Origin of the sequence: Geobacillus sp. FSL W8-0026, from assembly GCF_037966255.1 — a bacterium.
Taxonomy (GTDB): Bacteria; Bacillota; Bacilli; order Bacillales; family Anoxybacillaceae; genus Geobacillus; species Geobacillus icigianus.
In genome coordinates, this window is sequence record NZ_CP150194.1 from 343,365 (window position 1) to 359,043 (window position 15,679).

Below are 15,679 nucleotides of genomic sequence, written 5' to 3' on the forward strand. Positions count from 1 at the left end.
TAAAAGAGGGAATGTATGTTCTGGGCTTTGTTTATTAAGGGTAAGGAGTGGAACGTATGAGCCCGCTAGTTGGGGTGGTCATGGGAAGCCGTTCAGATTGGGAAACGATGAAGCACGCCTGTGCGATTCTTGAAGAACTGGGCGTCCCGTTTGAGAAAAAAGTCGTGTCGGCGCACCGGACGCCGGATGAAATGTTCCGGTATGCGGAAACGGCGGAGGAGCGGGGCCTTAAGGTGATTATCGCGGGCGCCGGTGGAGCGGCTCATTTGCCGGGAATGATTGCGGCGAAAACGACGCTGCCGGTGATTGGTGTGCCGGTGCAGTCAAAGGCATTGAACGGGCTCGATTCGTTATTGTCGATTGTGCAAATGCCAGGCGGGGTGCCGGTGGCGACAGTGGCGATCGGCAAAGCAGGGGCGATGAATGCGGGACTGCTCGCCGTGTCGATCATCGGGCTGTTTGAGCCGCGCTATATGGAGGCGCTCAAAGCAAGGAGAGAATCGATTCGAAAACAAGTTGTGGAAAGCAGTGATCAACTTGACTAAGCGGCGGATTGTTCCGGGAGAGACGATCGGCATCATCGGTGGAGGACAACTTGGCCGGATGATGGCCATCGCGGCGCGCGAGATGGGGTTTCGCGTTGCGGTTCTTGATCCAACGCCCGACTCTCCGTGCGGGCAAGTGGCGGATGTAGAAATCACCGCGCCGTACGATGATTTGGATGCAATAGCTGACCTAGCGCGCGTCAGTGATGTCATCACGTACGAGTTTGAAAACATCGATGTGCGGGCGCTTGAGTGGCTTGTGGAAAACGCCTATGTTCCACAAGGAAGCCGGTTGCTTGCGGTGACGCAAGATCGGGCGTTGGAGAAAGAGGCGGTCGTCGCTGCCGGTTTGCCGGTGGCGCCGTATGTGAAAGTGAATGGGGCGGAGGAGCTCGAACAGGCCGTCCAAGCGATCGGGTTTCCTTGTGTCTTAAAAACGCGGCGCGGTGGTTATGACGGGAAAGGGCAATATGTGCTCCGGCGAGAAGGGGATGTTGCCAAAGCGGCAGAGCTGCTTCGCCTTGGCCCGTGTATTTTAGAAGGCTGGGTGCCGTTTGTGAAAGAAATATCGGTCATTGTCACCCGCAACGGCGACGGGGAGACGGCTGTTTTTCCGGTGGCGGAAAACATTCATGTTGAGAACATTTTGCATCAAACGATCGTTCCAGCACGGATCCCACCACACATCGAGCAGCGGGCGGTCCGTTATGCTAAGACGCTGGCGGCATCGTTTTCACTCATCGGGACGTTGGCGGTGGAAATGTTTTTGACAGGGGACGGGGATATTTATATTAATGAGTTGGCCCCTAGACCGCACAACTCGGGTCATTATACAATCAATGCATGTGCCACGTCCCAATTCGCCCAGCACATCCGCGCCGTCTGCAACTGGCCGCTCGGGTCGACGGAATTGGTAAAACCGGCCGTGATGGTCAATATTTTAGGCGAGCATGTCGAGCCGATTATTGGGCAAATTGATGCGTTTACCGGTGCGGTGTATGTCCATCTGTACGGCAAGCACGAAGCGAAGCCGAAGCGGAAAATGGGCCATGTGACTGTACTGGCGGATGATGTTGAGGAAGCGCTGGCGCGAGTGGAATCGTGGCAAATTTGGCATGATCGGAGGCTGGAACGAGGATGATTGAACGTTACACAAGACCGGAAATGGGAGCCATTTGGACCGAGGAAAATCGCTTTCAGGCATGGCTTGAAGTGGAATTGCTCGCGTGCGAGGCGTGGGCCGAGCTTGGCGTCATCCCGAAAGAAGATGTCCGCCGTCTGCGGGAACACGCGTCATTTGATATCCACCGCATTAAAGAAATCGAGGAAGAAACGCGTCATGATGTCGTCGCCTTCACCCGTGCTGTTTCCGAGACGCTTGGCGAGGAGCGGAAATGGGTGCACTACGGGCTGACATCGACGGACGTCGTCGATACGGCGCTCGGCTATTTGTTAAAGCAGGCGAACGCCATTTTGCGGCGCGATTTGGAAACCTTTATTCAAGTGCTGAAAGAGAAAGCGCGCGAACATAAATATACGGCCATGATGGGGCGCACGCACGGCGTCCACGCCGAACCGACGACGTTCGGGCTGAAATTGGCGCTTTGGTATGCGGAAATGGAACGGAATTTAGAGCGGTTTGAACAAGCGGCGAAGATGGTCGAGGTCGGGAAAATTTCCGGCGCGGTCGGCACGTATGCCAACATTGACCCATTTGTCGAGCAATATGTGTGCGAAAAGCTCGGGTTAACGCCGGCGCCGATTTCGACACAAACGCTTCAGCGCGACCGCCACGCCTACTACATGGCGACGCTCGCGCTCATCGCGACATCGATTGAAAAATTTGCTGTAGAAATTCGCGGCTTGCAAAAAAGCGAAGTGCGTGAAGTCGAGGAGTTTTTTGCCAAAGGGCAAAAAGGTTCGTCAGCGATGCCGCATAAGCGCAATCCGATCGGTTCGGAAAACATGACCGGCATGGCGCGCGTCATTCGCGGGTATATGGTGACGGCGTATGAAAATGTGCCGCTTTGGCATGAGCGCGACATTTCCCATTCGTCAGCGGAGCGCATCATTTTGCCGGATGCGACGATCGCGTTGAACTATATGTTGAACCGGTTTGCTAACATTGTGAAAAACTTGTTAGTGTATCCGGAAAATATGAAGAAAAATATGGAGCGCACATTCGGGCTCATTTACTCGCAGCGCGTCTTGCTCGCTTTGATTGACAAAGGGATGACGCGCGAGGAGGCGTACGATTTAGTGCAGCCGAAAGCGATGGAAGCGTGGGAGAGACAAGTGCCGTTCCGCTCGCTTCTCGAGGCGGATGAGCGGATTACGAGCCGGTTGACGAAAGAAGAACTCGACGATTGCTTTGATTACCGCCACCATTTGAAACACGTCGATACGATTTTTGCCCGCTTAGGATTAGAGTAAGTGGAAGCCGGCTGGCCTCATGCTGGCCGGTTACACGAAAAATTTTCAATCTTCTGGATAACGGAGGCTTGCATCATGCCGGCAAAACAACAGCTGTTGTATGAAGGGAAAGCGAAAAAAATTTACGCGACGGATGAACCGGATGTCCTTTGGGTCGAGTACAAAGACAGCGCCACGGCGTTTAACGGCGAGAAAAAGGCGACGATCGCCGGCAAAGGGCGGCTCAATAACGAGATTTCCAGTTTGTTGTTTACGAAATTGAAAGAAGCAGGCGTTGCCAATCATTTTATTGAAAAGCTGTCGCCAACGGAACAATTGGTCCGACGCGTGACGATCATCCCGCTGGAAGTCGTGGTCCGCAACGTTGTGGCCGGGAGTTTGGCGAAACGTCTCGGCTTGGCGGAAGGGACTCCGCTTGAAACTCCACTTGTCGAGTTTTACTACAAAAACGATGACCTTGGCGACCCGCTGCTCGTCGAAGACCACATTGCGATTTTGAAGCTCGCGAGCCGCGAGGAGATCGTCTGGCTGAAAAGCGAAGTGCTGAAAGTGAACGACGTGTTGCGCGCCCATTTTGCCGAGCGAAAAGTGAGATTAATTGATTTTAAGTTGGAGTTTGGCCGCACGGCGGACGGCGCGATCCTTTTAGCGGATGAGGTGTCGCCGGATACGTGCCGGCTTTGGGACGCTGAGACGAATGAGAAATTGGATAAGGACGTATTTCGCCGTGATCTTGGCAGTTTAACCGAGGCGTATGAGGTTATTCTCGAACGGTTAGGGGGAGAATCGGCATGTATAAAGTAAAAGTGTATGTCACGTTGCGTGAGAGTGTGTTGGATCCGCAAGGGACAGCGGTGAAGGGGGCGCTGCACAGCTTATCGTATACGGAAGTGAAAGACGTCCGAATCGGCAAGTTTATGGAGCTGGTGATCGAAAAAAGCGATCGCGACCTTGATGAGATGGTCCGTGACATGTGCGAGAAATTGTTGTCCAACCCGGTCATCGAAGATTACCGCTATGAAATTGAGGAGGCCGTCGCCCGATGAAGTTTGCCGTCATTGTCTTTCCGGGATCGAATTGCGATGTCGATATGTACCATGCGGTCGCCGATGAACTCGGCGAAGAAGTGGAATACGTTTGGCATGATGAAGAAAATCTCGATCGGTTCGACGCCATTTTGCTTCCAGGCGGCTTTTCATACGGCGATTACTTGCGTTCGGGGGCGATCGCCCGTTTTTCCAAGGTGATGGCCGCCGTGAAACAAGCCGCGGAAGCCGGAAAACCGGTGCTTGGGGTGTGCAACGGGTTTCAAATTTTGCTTGAAGCCGGCTTGCTTCCTGGGGCGATGCGCCGCAACCAAGGGCTGAAATTCATTTGCCGGCCGGTGCAGCTTGTCGTGGAAAACAATGAAACGATGTTTACCTCTGCCTATGACAAGGGCGAAGTGATTACCATTCCGATCGCCCATGGTGAAGGGAATTATTATTGCGACGAACAAACGCTAAAGCGCCTTGTCGAAAACCGGCAAATCGTCTTCCGCTACCATGGGGAAAACCCGAACGGCAGCTTGGCGGAGATCGCTGGCATTGTCAACGAGCGCGGCAATGTGCTCGGCATGATGCCGCATCCGGAGCGGGCGGTCGACGCTTTGCTCGGCAGCGCGGACGGACTGAAACTATTCCGATCGATCGTCAATTATTGGAGGGAGACGCATGTCGTTACTGCTTGAGCCGAGCGCGGCGATGGTCAAAGAACAAAAGCTGTATCGCGAAATGGGGTTAACAGACGAAGAATTTGCCCGCATTGAAGCGATGCTGGGGAGGCTGCCGAACTACACGGAAACCGGCATCTTTGCCGTCATGTGGTCGGAGCATTGCAGCTACAAAAATTCGAAGCCGGTGCTGAAAAAATTCCCGACCGATGGCCCGCATGTGCTGCAAGGGCCGGGCGAGGGTGCCGGCATTGTCGATATCGGTGACGGGCTGGCGGTGGCGTTTAAAATCGAAAGCCATAATCACCCGTCGGCGATCGAGCCGTACCAAGGGGCGGCGACCGGGGTCGGCGGCATCATCCGTGACGTCTTTTCGATGGGGGCGCGGCCGATTGCGCTGCTTAACTCGCTTCGATTTGGCGAATTGACATCGCCGCGCGTCAACTATTTGTTTGAACACGTCGTCGCCGGTATCGCCGGGTATGGCAACTGCGTCGGCATCCCGACCGTCGGCGGCGAGGTGCAGTTCGATCCGGCGTATGAAGGCAATCCATTGGTCAACGCCATGTGCGTTGGGATCATCCGCCATGAGGACATTCAGCGCGGCATAGCGACCGGGGTCGGCAACACGGTCATGTACGTCGGGGCGAAAACGGGCCGCGACGGCATCCACGGGGCGACGTTTGCTTCTGAGGAATTAAGCGAGCAATCGGAAGCGAAGCGTCCGGCTGTGCAAGTCGGCGACCCGTTTATGGAAAAACTGCTGCTTGAGGCGTGTCTTGAAGCAGTCAAGTCCGATGCGTTAGTCGGCATTCAAGATATGGGCGCCGCTGGGCTGACGAGCTCGTCGGCCGAGATGGCGAGCAAAGGCGGCTTCGGCATTGAAATGAATTTGGATCTTGTTCCCCAGCGCGAGGCGGGCATGACGCCGTATGAAATGATGTTGTCCGAATCGCAGGAGCGGATGCTGCTTGTCGTCAAGCAAGGACGGGAAGACGAAATCGCTGCGATTTTTGCGAAATATGGCCTCGAGGCGAAAGCGATCGGGAAAGTGACCGACGATCGAATGCTCCGCCTGTTTTTCCATGGTGAAGTAGTGGCGGAAATTCCGGTTGACGCGTTGGCGAAAGACGCGCCGGTGTATCATAAACCATCGGCGGAGCCGGCTTATTACCGCGAGTTTCAAGCGATGCCGCCGTATATTCCGCACATTGAAGATTACAATCAAACATTGCTTGGGCTGCTCGCCCAGCCGACGATCGCCAGCAAGGAATGGGTGTATGACCAGTACGACTATATGGTGCGGACGAATACGGTTGTCGCTCCGGGATCGGACGCGGCTGTCGTGCGCATCCGCGGCACGAATAAGGCGCTCGCGCTGACCACCGACTGCAACTCGCGCTATGTGTATTTGGATCCGGAAACAGGAGGGAAAATCGCGGTCGCCGAGGCGGCGCGCAATGTCGTCTGCTCGGGGGCGAAACCGCTCGCGATAACGGACTGCCTCAACTTCGGCAGCCCGGAAAAGCCGGACATTTTCTGGCAGCTGGAAAAAGCGGTCGACGGGATGAGCGAAGCGTGCCGGGCGCTTGAGACGCCGGTCGTGAGCGGCAACGTCTCGCTTTACAATGAAACGAACGGCGAGGCGGTGTACCCGACGCCGGTTGTCGGCATGGTCGGCCTGATTGAAGACCTTTCCCATATCACGACGCAATCGTTTAAGCAAACAGGTGACTTGATTTACGTGATCGGCGAGGCGAAGCCGGAGTTTGGCGGCAGCGAGCTGCAAAAATTTCTAGAAGGCCGCATTTTCGGAAAAGCGCCGGAAATTGATTTGAAAGTGGAAGCAAGCCGCCAGCGCCAGCTGCTTGCGGCGATCCGCGCGGGGGTCGTGGCGTCCGCGCATGATGTGGCTGAAGGGGGCTTAGCCGTTGCGCTTGCCGAGTGTGTCATGGGGGGGGCTTCAGGGCTTGGCGCGAAGGTGACGATCCGCGGTGATCTCATCAGTGAACTGTTCAGCGAAACGCAGTCTCGTTTTGTCGTTTCGGTGAAAAAGGAGCATCAAGAAGCATTTGAGCAGCTTGTAGAAGCGAAACGGATCGGGGAAGTGACGGATGACGGCACATTCACCGTGAACGGGGAGCAGGGGGAAACGATCATCCGCCTTTCGGTCGACGACTTGCGAAACGTCTGGAAAGGGGCCATTCCATGCTTGCTGAAATCAAAGGATTGAACGAGGAGTGCGGCATTTTCGGCATTTGGGGGCATGAAGACGCCGCCCGGCTCACATACTACGGCCTTCACAGCCTGCAGCACCGCGGCCAAGAAGGAGCCGGCATCGTGGTGGCGGGCGGCGGAAACTTGTCTGGCCATAAAGGGCTTGGCTTGGTGACGGACGTGTTTCAAAGCGGGACGCTCGATGCGCTTTTTGGCTCGGCGGCGATCGGCCATGTCCGCTATTCGACGGCGGGTGGGGGTGGCTATGAAAACGTTCAGCCGCTCTTATTCCGCTCGCAAACCGGTGCGATGGCGCTCGCCCATAACGGCAACTTGACGAACGCCATCGAGCTGAAGCTCGCGCTCGAAGGGCAAGGAAGCATTTTTCAGACGACATCGGATACGGAAGTGTTCGCCCATCTCATCCGTCGCAGCCAAGCGCCGACGTTTGTCGGGCAAATGAAAGAGGCGCTCAGCCAGATCGAAGGGGCGTTTGCGTTTTTGTTGCTGACGGAAACGGCGCTGTATGCGGCGCTTGACCCGCACGGGTTTCGGCCGCTGTCGCTCGGCCGGCTCGGCTCGGCGTATGTCGTCGCCTCGGAAACGTGCGCGTTTGATGTCATCGGCGCCACATATGAGCGGGAAGTGGCGCCTGGGGAACTGCTTATCATCAGCGGCGAAGGGGTGCGTTCGGAACGGTTTGCTCCGGAGCGGCCGCGATCGATTTGCAGCATGGAATACATTTATTTCGCTCGTCCGGATAGCCATGTTGACGGCATCAACGTCCACACGGCTCGAAAAAACTTAGGAAAGCGGCTCGCCTTGGAAGCGCCGGCCGAAGCCGATATTGTCACCGGTGTGCCGGACTCAAGCATTTCGGTTGCCATCGGCTATGCTGAAGCGACCGGCATTCCATACGAATTGGGCTTGATTAAAAACCGATATGTCGGCCGGACGTTCATCCAGCCGTCGCAGGCGTTGCGTGAACAAGGGGTCAAAATGAAGCTGTCGCCGGTGCGCGGCGTGGTCGCCGGCAAGCGGGTCGTGATGGTCGATGATTCGATCGTGCGCGGGACGACGAGCCGACGCATCGTCGCGATGCTCCGCGAAGCCGGGGCGGTTGAAGTGCACGTGCGCATCAGCGCCCCGCCGATCACCCATCCTTGCTTTTACGGCATTGATACGTCGTCAAAGGAAGAACTGATTGCAGCGAAACATACGGTCGAAGACATCCGCCGCTTAATCGGCGCCGATTCGCTGGCGTTTCTTAGCCAAGAAGGGCTGCTGGCGGCGATTGGCCGTCCGGAAGGCGCACCGCAGCGCGGACAATGTTTGGCGTGTTTTACCGGCCAATACCCAACCCGGATCAGCCCAATCGCCCGGCCGTGCATGACCGTCAAATGACAGGCAGCTCTGCGGCGCAGGCAATGAATACCGTGGCGCGCTGCTATTGGGGGAAAGTAGCGGCCGCCAAGGCGTGCGCCTGTTCGAGCGCAGCAGGCGGAGAAAAGGGGGATTCACGTGGCAAAAGCATACAAACAAGCAGGAGTTGACATTGAGGCCGGTTATCAGGCCGTCGCCCTGATGAAAGAGCACGTGCAAAAAACGATGCGTCCAGAAGTGTTGGGCGGAATCGGCGGGTTTGGCGGCTTGTTTGATTTATCGGCGCTTGGTTATCGTCAGCCGGTGCTCATCGCCGGCACGGATGGCGTCGGGACAAAGCTGAAATTGGCGTTTTTGCTTGACCGGCACGATACGATCGGCATCGACTGTGTGGCGATGTGCGTCAATGACATCGCTGTCCAAGGAGCGGAACCGCTCTTTTTCCTTGACTATATCGCTTGCGGCAAAGCGGTACCGGAAAAAATCGCCGCCATCGTCAAGGGGGTGGCTGACGGCTGCGTCGAAGCCGGCTGCGCCTTGATCGGCGGGGAAACGGCGGAAATGCCGGGCATGTACGCGGAAGACGAATACGATTTGGCCGGGTTTGCCGTCGGCATTGCCGAAAAAGAGCGATTGGTGACGGGGCAAACGATCCAAGCAGGCGATGTGTTGATTGGCCTTCCGTCAAGCGGCTTGCACAGCAACGGCTATTCGCTTGTGCGCCGCATCGTGTTCGAGCAGGCGAAGTTGGAGCTTGACCGCATTTACGAGCCGCTTGATGTTCCGCTCGGCGAGGAGTTGTTGAAGCCGACGCGCATTTACGCGAAACAGTTGCGCTCTGTGCGTGAGCGGTTTACGATCAAAGGGATGGCGCATATTACCGGCGGCGGGTGGATCGAAAACGTTCCGCGCATGCTGCCGGAAGGGCTTGGCGCCCGCATTCAACGCGGCTCGTGGCCGGTGCTGCCGATTTTTGACTTCTTGCGCGCCAACGGCAGCCTTGAAGAAGAAGAGATGTTTTCCGTGTTTAATATGGGCATTGGCCTCGTGCTCGCCGTCAGCCCGGAAACGGCAGCGCCGCTTGTCAAATGGTTGGACGAACAAGGAGAGCCGGCCTACATCATTGGCGAAGTGGCAAAAGGAGCGGGTGTGTCGTTTACCGGAGGGGGCAAAGCATGAAGCGGTTGGCCGTGTTTGCTTCCGGAAGCGGAACGAATTTTCAGGCGCTCGTCGATGCGGCGAAGCGCGGCGAGCTGCCGGCGGACATCGCCCTGCTTGTCTGCGATCGGCCGGGCGCCAAGGTCATCGAACGAGCGGGGCGCGAAAACGTGCCGGCGTTCGTGTTTTCCCCGAAAGACTACCCGTCGAAAGCAGCGTTTGAGACCGAGATTTTGCGCGAACTGAAAGAACGACAAGTCGAATGGATCGCGTTAGCCGGCTACATGCGCTTGATCGGGCCGACCTTGCTTTCCGCCTATGAAGGGAAAATCGTCAACATTCATCCGTCGCTGTTGCCGGCGTTTCCGGGCAAAGACGCCATCGGCCAAGCGTACCGGGCCGGCGTGTCGGAAACGGGCGTCACCGTTCATTACGTTGATGAAGGGATGGACACCGGACCGGTCATCGCCCAGCGCGCTGTTCCGATCGTGCCGGGAGAGCCGATCGAAGCGCTTGAGGCGCGCATTCATGCGGTCGAACATGAGTTATATCCGGCGGTATTGCGCATGCTGCTAGGGGAAAAGGAACAACAAGAAGAAAGGATCGAAAATGATGGCAGTGAAACGAGCATTGATCAGCGTCTCCAATAAAGAAGGACTCATTCCGTTTGCCAAACAGCTCGCCGAACTCGGCGTCGAGATCATTTCGACCGGCGGGACGAAACGGGCGCTTGAGGAGGCCGGTGTCCCGGTCATCTCGATTTCCGATGTCACCGGGTTTCCGGAAATTTTAGACGGGCGCGTCAAAACGCTGCATCCGGCCATTCACGGCGGCATTTTGGCGGTGCGCGGCGATGAGCGCCACCAAGCAGCGCTTGCGGAGCACGGCATTCACCCGATCGATTTGGTCGTTGTCAACTTGTATCCGTTCCAGCAAACGATCGCCAAGCCGGACGTGACGCTGGCTGAGGCGATTGAAAACATCGATATCGGCGGTCCGACGATGGTGCGCGCCGCAGCGAAAAACTATGCCGATGTCGCCATCGTCGTCGATCCAGCCGATTACCGAACGGTCATCGAGGAGCTGAAAACAACCGGATCGATCCAAGCAAAAACGCGGCAAAAACTGGCGGCGAAAGCGTTCCGCCATACGGCGGCATATGACGCTATGATTGCCGAGTATTTAACAAACCTCGCTGGAGAGGACTACCCGGAAACGCTCACTATCACGTACACGAAAAAACAATCATTGCGCTATGGAGAGAATCCGCATCAATCGGCGGCGTTTTACGCTAAACCGCTCGGTGCGGCGTTCTCGATGGCCAACGCAGTACAGCTGCACGGCAAAGAGCTATCATACAACAACATTAACGATGCCAATGCGGCCATCAATCTTATCCGCGAGTTTCAGGAGCCGGCCGTGGCGGCGATCAAACATATGAACCCGTGCGGCGTCGGTGTCGGCGCGACGCTTCTTGAGGCGTTTACAAAAGCGTACGAGGCCGACCCGGTGTCCATTTTTGGCGGCATTATCGCCGTGAATCGAGAAGTGGACAGAGAAACAGCCGAGCGGATGCATGACATCTTTTTGGAAATCGTCATCGCGCCATCGTTTAGCGACGAAGCGCTTGCCATTTTGACGCAAAAGAAAAATATCCGCCTGTTGACCCTTGATTTCACGGCGCCCAACGGTAAGGAAAAAACGCTCGTTTCGGTCAACGGCGGCGTGCTCGTCCAAGCTGCCGATACGTATACGCTTGCGGACGCCGAATGGAACGTCGTTACGAAGCGCGAGCCGACCGAAAAAGAGCGCGAACAGCTTCGTTTTGCGTGGAACGTTGTGAAGCATGTCAAATCCAACGCCATTGTGCTGGCGAAAAACGGCATGACCGTTGGCGTTGGCGCCGGACAAATGAACCGGGTCGGCGCGGCGAAGATCGCCATTGAACAAGCCGGGGAGCAGGCGGCAGGCGCGGTGCTCGCTTCCGACGCCTTTTTCCCGATGGACGACACCGTAGAAGCGGCGGCAAAAGCCGGCATTACGGCCATCATCCAGCCGGGCGGGTCGATTCGTGACGCCGATTCGATCCGCAAAGCGGATGAGTATGGCATTGCCATGGTGTTTACCGGCGTGCGCCATTTTAAACATTAAACGGCGGCAAAAGGGGAGGGAGACGATGAACGTTCTCGTAGTCGGACGCGGCGGGCGCGAGCATGCCATCGCTTGGAAGGCGGCGCAAAGCCCGCTTGTTGGCAAACTGTATGCCGCGCCGGGCAACCCGGGCATCGGGGAAGTCGCGGAGCTCGTCGACATTGATGAACTCGATTTTGACGCGCTTGTTCAGTTTGCGAAACAAAACAAGATTGATTTGACGATTGTCGGGCCGGAAGCGCCGCTGGCCGCCGGCATTGCCGACCGCTTTATGGCGGAAGGGCTGCGCCTATTCGGACCGAGCGAAGCGGCGGCGCTCATTGAAGGAAGCAAAGCGTTTGCGAAAGAGCTTATGAAAACATACGGCATCCCGACGGCGGACCATGCGACGTTTTCCTCATATGAACAAGCGAAAGCGTATATTGAGGAAAAAGGAGCGCCGATCGTCATTAAAGCGGACGGGTTGGCCGCTGGAAAAGGCGTCACTGTCGCCCAAACAGTGGAAGACGCGCTGGCCGCAGCGAAGGCCGCGCTCATCGATGGACAATTCGGTGCAGCCGGCAGCCAAGTCGTGGTCGAGGAGTATTTGGAAGGCGAAGAATTTTCGTTTATGGCGTTGGTAAACGGCGAAAAGGTGTATCCGCTCGCCATCGCCCAAGACCATAAACGGGCGTACGACGGGGACGAAGGGCCGAACACCGGGGGGATGGGAGCGTATTCGCCCGTGCCGCAAATATCCGCCGATACGGTCCAAATCGCCTTGGAGACGATTTTGCGTCCGACCGCCCAAGCGTTAGTGGCGGAAGGACGGCCGTTTACCGGCGTCCTGTATGCCGGGTTGATCGCCACATCGGCCGGGCCGAAAGTGATCGAATTTAACGCCCGGTTCGGCGATCCGGAGGCGCAAGTCGTGCTGCCGCGTTTACAAACCGATTTGCTTCAGGCGATCTTGGCGGTGATGGATGGAAAAGAACTGGAGCTCGAGTGGACGGACGAAGCGGTGCTTGGCGTCGTGCTGGCGGCGAAAGGCTATCCGGGCGCTTACGAACGCGGAGCGGCCATCCGCGGACTCGAGCGACTCGCTCCGGATGCGTTGTTGTTCCACGCCGGCACGAAGCGCGAAGATGGAACGCTTTACACAAACGGCGGCCGCGTCCTGCTGCTGGCGGCCAAAGGGGCGACGCTCGCTGAGGCGAAGGAAAAAGCGTACGAGCAATTGGCGGCGATTGACTGCGCCGGCTTGTTTTACCGCCGCGACATCGGCCGGCGCGCTATCGAACGCGCCTCCGCCGCAAATACACATACGACAGGGCGATAATGCCGCCGATTAACGTTGCCAACACAAACGACATATCGGTCATATATTCCAGCAACATGGTGATCCACTCCTTTGGATGGAAGGTGTCCCGGGGCGCGGGACACCTTTTTCTCGCCTTAATCATGAGTTTTTCTAGGGGGCCGGTGATTTCGTGTAAAATGCTACTGATCCCCCCATTTATCAATTAGAGAAACTTTGCAGAATCAGCTTTCTTTTTTGAATGAAAATGCCTCCCATTGGTGTGTGTCGCGGTTTTTCACCGGCCTTCTAGAGGGGCGGTGATTTAGTACAAAATAGTGCTATTCCATCTGTTTCTCAGTTAGAAAAACTTAGCGAAATCAGCCTTCTTTTTTGGCGAGATGCCGCTGATTTGCTCGTGGCAGTCGTTTTTCACCGGCCTTCTAGGAGGCTGGTGATTTAAGAGGACAAGCCGCTGATCAAACCCGTTTTTCAAATAGAAAAGCCTCGTCGCATCAGGATCGCTTTTCAAACGATCCCCCATTGCTCAAAAGAAACAACCGTTTTTCACCAGCCTTCCAAGGCCTTTCAACAGCAACCGATCAGCCCGGCGCTGCCGAGAAAGAGGGGGGAACGATGAGGGACAGCGGCCATCATTGCTGTCCCAAGCTCTTGCGTATCGATGCGTCGCTGTCATGTTTATGTCGGGTTGATGACAGTTTCTGTTTCCTCATTAAGTAGCTGCCGGCGCTGCATATTCTCAACTAACGCAGTGACAGGGCAAAAACGAGTGATGCCTTCCCCGACTTTCATCGCCCCAAGCAAGATGGCCCACAAATAGGAGGTGCACCATGGGCGGCGGGCGAAGCGGGCGGCCCCCCAAGCGACGACAGTCAACCCAAGGGTAATGCGAATGAGCGCATTGACAATGCCAATATTGGCCATCGGTGAATCCCTCCTTTCATCTTTCGTATTGTGAAAATGACTTTTGTGCGTTAAAATGATTACATGGAACGATTAGGAAACAAGGGACGGGGTGTCAATGAGCGAACAACGTTACCGATGGAAAGGCAGCGAGCTGCGCGAACAAGCAGCGGTGATTGATGGCAAACAATCGCCGACCAAAGTGTTAGTCAACGCCACGTATTTGCATTCGTATTTCCGCGAATGGGTGAAAGGGAATATATGGATTCATGGCGACCGTATCGTGTATGCCGGTGATCGGCTTCCCGACCGCGTTGATCCGTCATGTGAGACGGTTGACTGCCGCGGATATGTGCTTGTCCCCGGCTACATGGAGCCGCATGTTCATCCATTTCAATTATATAATCCCCATTCGTTTGCCTATTATGCGGCCTTGTACGGAACGACGACGCTGGTGAACGATAACTTGTTTTTGCTTTTACAGCTGAAAGACGAACAATCGCTTTTATTTTTGCAAAAAATGAATGCGCTTCCAACATCGATGTATTGGTGGTGTCGGTTCGACGGACAGACAGAGCTTGAACGCGAGGAGGAGACACTGTCCAACGCCCGGATCAAATGGTGGCTTGACCAAGAAAGCGTGCTTCAGGGTGGAGAGCTGACTTCATGGCCAAAAGTGATCGGCGGAGATGACATCATCTTGTACTGGATGCAGGAAGCGAAGCGGCGGCGGCGCAAAATCGAAGGACACTTTCCCGGAGCATCGGAAAAAACGCTCGTCAAAATGGCGCTCTTTGGCGCCGATGGCGATCATGAGGCGATGACCGGGAAAGAAGTGCGTCTGCGCCTTTGGCACGGCTATACCGTCACCCTCCGCCATTCTTCCATTCGCCCGGACTTGCCGGTGCTGCTTGAGGAGATGAAGGCACTCGGGCTTGAGCGTTATGACCAATGCCTGCTTACAACGGACGGTTCGCCGCCATCGTTTTACGAGCACGGGGTGATCGACCGGCTTATTCGCATGGCGATCGAACACGGCGTACCTGTGATCGATGCGTATGCAATGGCGACCATCAACGTCGCCCGTCACTATGGAATTGAGCATCTCCACGGCAGCATCACCACCGGCCGGATTGCGCATATTAACTTTTTGCGCTCCGCCCATGACCCGACGCCGGTGCAAGTGCTGGCGAAAGGCCAATGGGTCAAGCGCGAGGGCGAAGAGACTGCCATATGGCCAGCACCCGACTGGAGGCAATTAGGTCTCGGGCCTCTCTCGTTGTCGTGGGAGATTGAGGGAGACGATTTGCAAGTATCGATGCCGATGGGGCTGCGCATGGAAAATGCGGTCATTTTAAAGCCGTATTCGGTGTCGATCGATACAACGCGCGACCATCTTGGCCATGATCACGACGAATGTTTTTTAGTGCTGCTTGATCGCCGCGGTCGCTGGCGCGTCAATACGATGCTGAAAGGATTCGCGACAGCGCTTGGCGGCTTGGCGAGCTCCTACTCCAACACGGGCGATCTGCTTCTGATCGGCAAACATAAAGAAGACATGATGCTTGCATTCCAACGCATGAAGGAACTGGGCGGCGGCATAGTGCTTGCCGAACGCGGGAACGTTGTCTTTGAGCTTCCGCTTCCGTTGGCCGGCATGGTGTCCCCGCTCGAGATGAGGACACTGATCGCCGAAGAGCGCGCGTTCGTTCGCCTTATGCGCGAGCGGGGGTATCGCTTCGAAGATCCGGTGTATTCATTGTTTTTCCTGCAATCGACCCATTTGCCGTACGTTCGGATTACGCAACGGGGCATTTATGATGTGATGCACAAAACGGTACTCTTTCCTTCGATAATGCGGTAAAATAAAAAAGAAAAAGG

The 15,679-nt window shown here is 56.0% G+C and carries 15 protein-coding genes; 13 read left to right on the forward strand and 2 right to left on the reverse strand.

All coding sequences use genetic code 11. The features are described from left to right. The first annotated feature begins 56 nt into the window (after positions 1-56). The 12 genes from purE (at position 57) to purD (ending at position 12,916) form a co-directional block, all read left to right on the forward strand. Positions 57-545, forward strand: a complete 489-nt coding sequence (gene purE, locus NST29_RS01880) for a 5-(carboxyamino)imidazole ribonucleotide mutase (protein ID WP_033018444.1) — start codon at positions 57-59, stop codon at positions 543-545. Then, positions 529-1,686: a 5-(carboxyamino)imidazole ribonucleotide synthase gene (purK, locus tag NST29_RS01885; RefSeq protein WP_235207583.1), complete on the forward strand. Its 1,158-nt coding sequence runs from the start codon at positions 529-531 to the stop codon at positions 1,684-1,686. The genes purE and purK overlap by 17 nt, the downstream gene beginning before the upstream one ends. Beyond that, on the forward strand, positions 1,683-2,978 hold the full coding sequence (purB, locus tag NST29_RS01890; RefSeq protein ID WP_033018443.1) for an adenylosuccinate lyase: 1,296 nt from the start codon (positions 1,683-1,685) through the stop codon (positions 2,976-2,978). The genes purK and purB overlap by 4 nt, the downstream gene beginning before the upstream one ends. 75 nt (positions 2,979-3,053) lie before the next feature. After that, a complete protein-coding gene (gene purC / locus NST29_RS01895) occupies positions 3,054-3,782 on the forward strand; it encodes a phosphoribosylaminoimidazolesuccinocarboxamide synthase (RefSeq protein ID WP_033018441.1) in 729 nt (242 codons plus the stop codon). After that, positions 3,770-4,024, forward strand: coding sequence for a phosphoribosylformylglycinamidine synthase subunit PurS (gene purS / locus NST29_RS01900; protein ID WP_033018440.1), 255 nt, complete (start codon positions 3,770-3,772; stop codon positions 4,022-4,024). Before purC ends, purS begins: the two co-directional genes overlap by 13 nt. Next, positions 4,021-4,707: a phosphoribosylformylglycinamidine synthase subunit PurQ gene (purQ, locus tag NST29_RS01905; RefSeq protein ID WP_033018439.1), complete on the forward strand. Its 687-nt coding sequence runs from the start codon at positions 4,021-4,023 to the stop codon at positions 4,705-4,707. The genes purS and purQ overlap by 4 nt, the downstream gene beginning before the upstream one ends. Continuing rightward, positions 4,691-6,922 (forward strand): phosphoribosylformylglycinamidine synthase subunit PurL, encoded by a 2,232-nt coding sequence (purL, locus tag NST29_RS01910; protein ID WP_033018438.1) that lies wholly within the window; start codon positions 4,691-4,693, stop codon positions 6,920-6,922. The genes purQ and purL overlap by 17 nt, the downstream gene beginning before the upstream one ends. After that, the gene (purF, locus tag NST29_RS01915) at positions 6,898-8,310 is read left to right on the forward strand and encodes an amidophosphoribosyltransferase (RefSeq protein ID WP_033018437.1); all 1,413 of its coding nucleotides are present in this window, start codon (positions 6,898-6,900) and stop codon (positions 8,308-8,310) included. Before purL ends, purF begins: the two co-directional genes overlap by 25 nt. Before the next feature lie 117 nt (positions 8,311-8,427). After that, positions 8,428-9,468 (forward strand): phosphoribosylformylglycinamidine cyclo-ligase, encoded by a 1,041-nt coding sequence (purM, locus tag NST29_RS01920; RefSeq protein ID WP_033018436.1) that lies wholly within the window; start codon positions 8,428-8,430, stop codon positions 9,466-9,468. Beyond that, positions 9,465-10,097: a phosphoribosylglycinamide formyltransferase gene (gene purN / locus NST29_RS01925; protein ID WP_033018435.1), complete on the forward strand. Its 633-nt coding sequence runs from the start codon at positions 9,465-9,467 to the stop codon at positions 10,095-10,097. Before purM ends, purN begins: the two co-directional genes overlap by 4 nt. Beyond that, on the forward strand, positions 10,060-11,598 hold the full coding sequence (gene purH / locus NST29_RS01930; RefSeq protein WP_339232630.1) for a bifunctional phosphoribosylaminoimidazolecarboxamide formyltransferase/IMP cyclohydrolase: 1,539 nt from the start codon (positions 10,060-10,062) through the stop codon (positions 11,596-11,598). Before purN ends, purH begins: the two co-directional genes overlap by 38 nt. Positions 11,599-11,623: 25 nt before the next feature. After that, positions 11,624-12,916 carry a phosphoribosylamine--glycine ligase gene (gene purD / locus NST29_RS01935; RefSeq protein ID WP_033018433.1) on the forward strand — a complete coding sequence of 431 codons (1,293 nt, stop codon included), beginning with the start codon at positions 11,624-11,626 and terminating at the stop codon, positions 12,914-12,916. Here the strand turns inward: purD and NST29_RS01940 are convergent. Next, a complete protein-coding gene (locus NST29_RS01940; RefSeq protein WP_324699179.1) occupies positions 12,870-13,040 on the reverse strand; it encodes an EYxxD motif small membrane protein in 171 nt (56 codons plus the stop codon). The genes purD and NST29_RS01940 overlap by 47 nt on opposite strands. A gap of 533 nt (positions 13,041-13,573) precedes the next feature. After that, positions 13,574-13,819, reverse strand: a complete 246-nt coding sequence (locus NST29_RS01945; protein WP_033018432.1) for a DUF2892 domain-containing protein — start codon at positions 13,817-13,819, stop codon at positions 13,574-13,576. A gap of 97 nt (positions 13,820-13,916) precedes the next feature. Between NST29_RS01945 and NST29_RS01950 the strand changes: the two genes are divergently transcribed. Further along, positions 13,917-15,662, forward strand: coding sequence for an adenine deaminase C-terminal domain-containing protein (locus tag NST29_RS01950; RefSeq protein WP_033018431.1), 1,746 nt, complete (start codon positions 13,917-13,919; stop codon positions 15,660-15,662). The last annotated feature ends 17 nt before the right edge of the window (positions 15,663-15,679 follow it).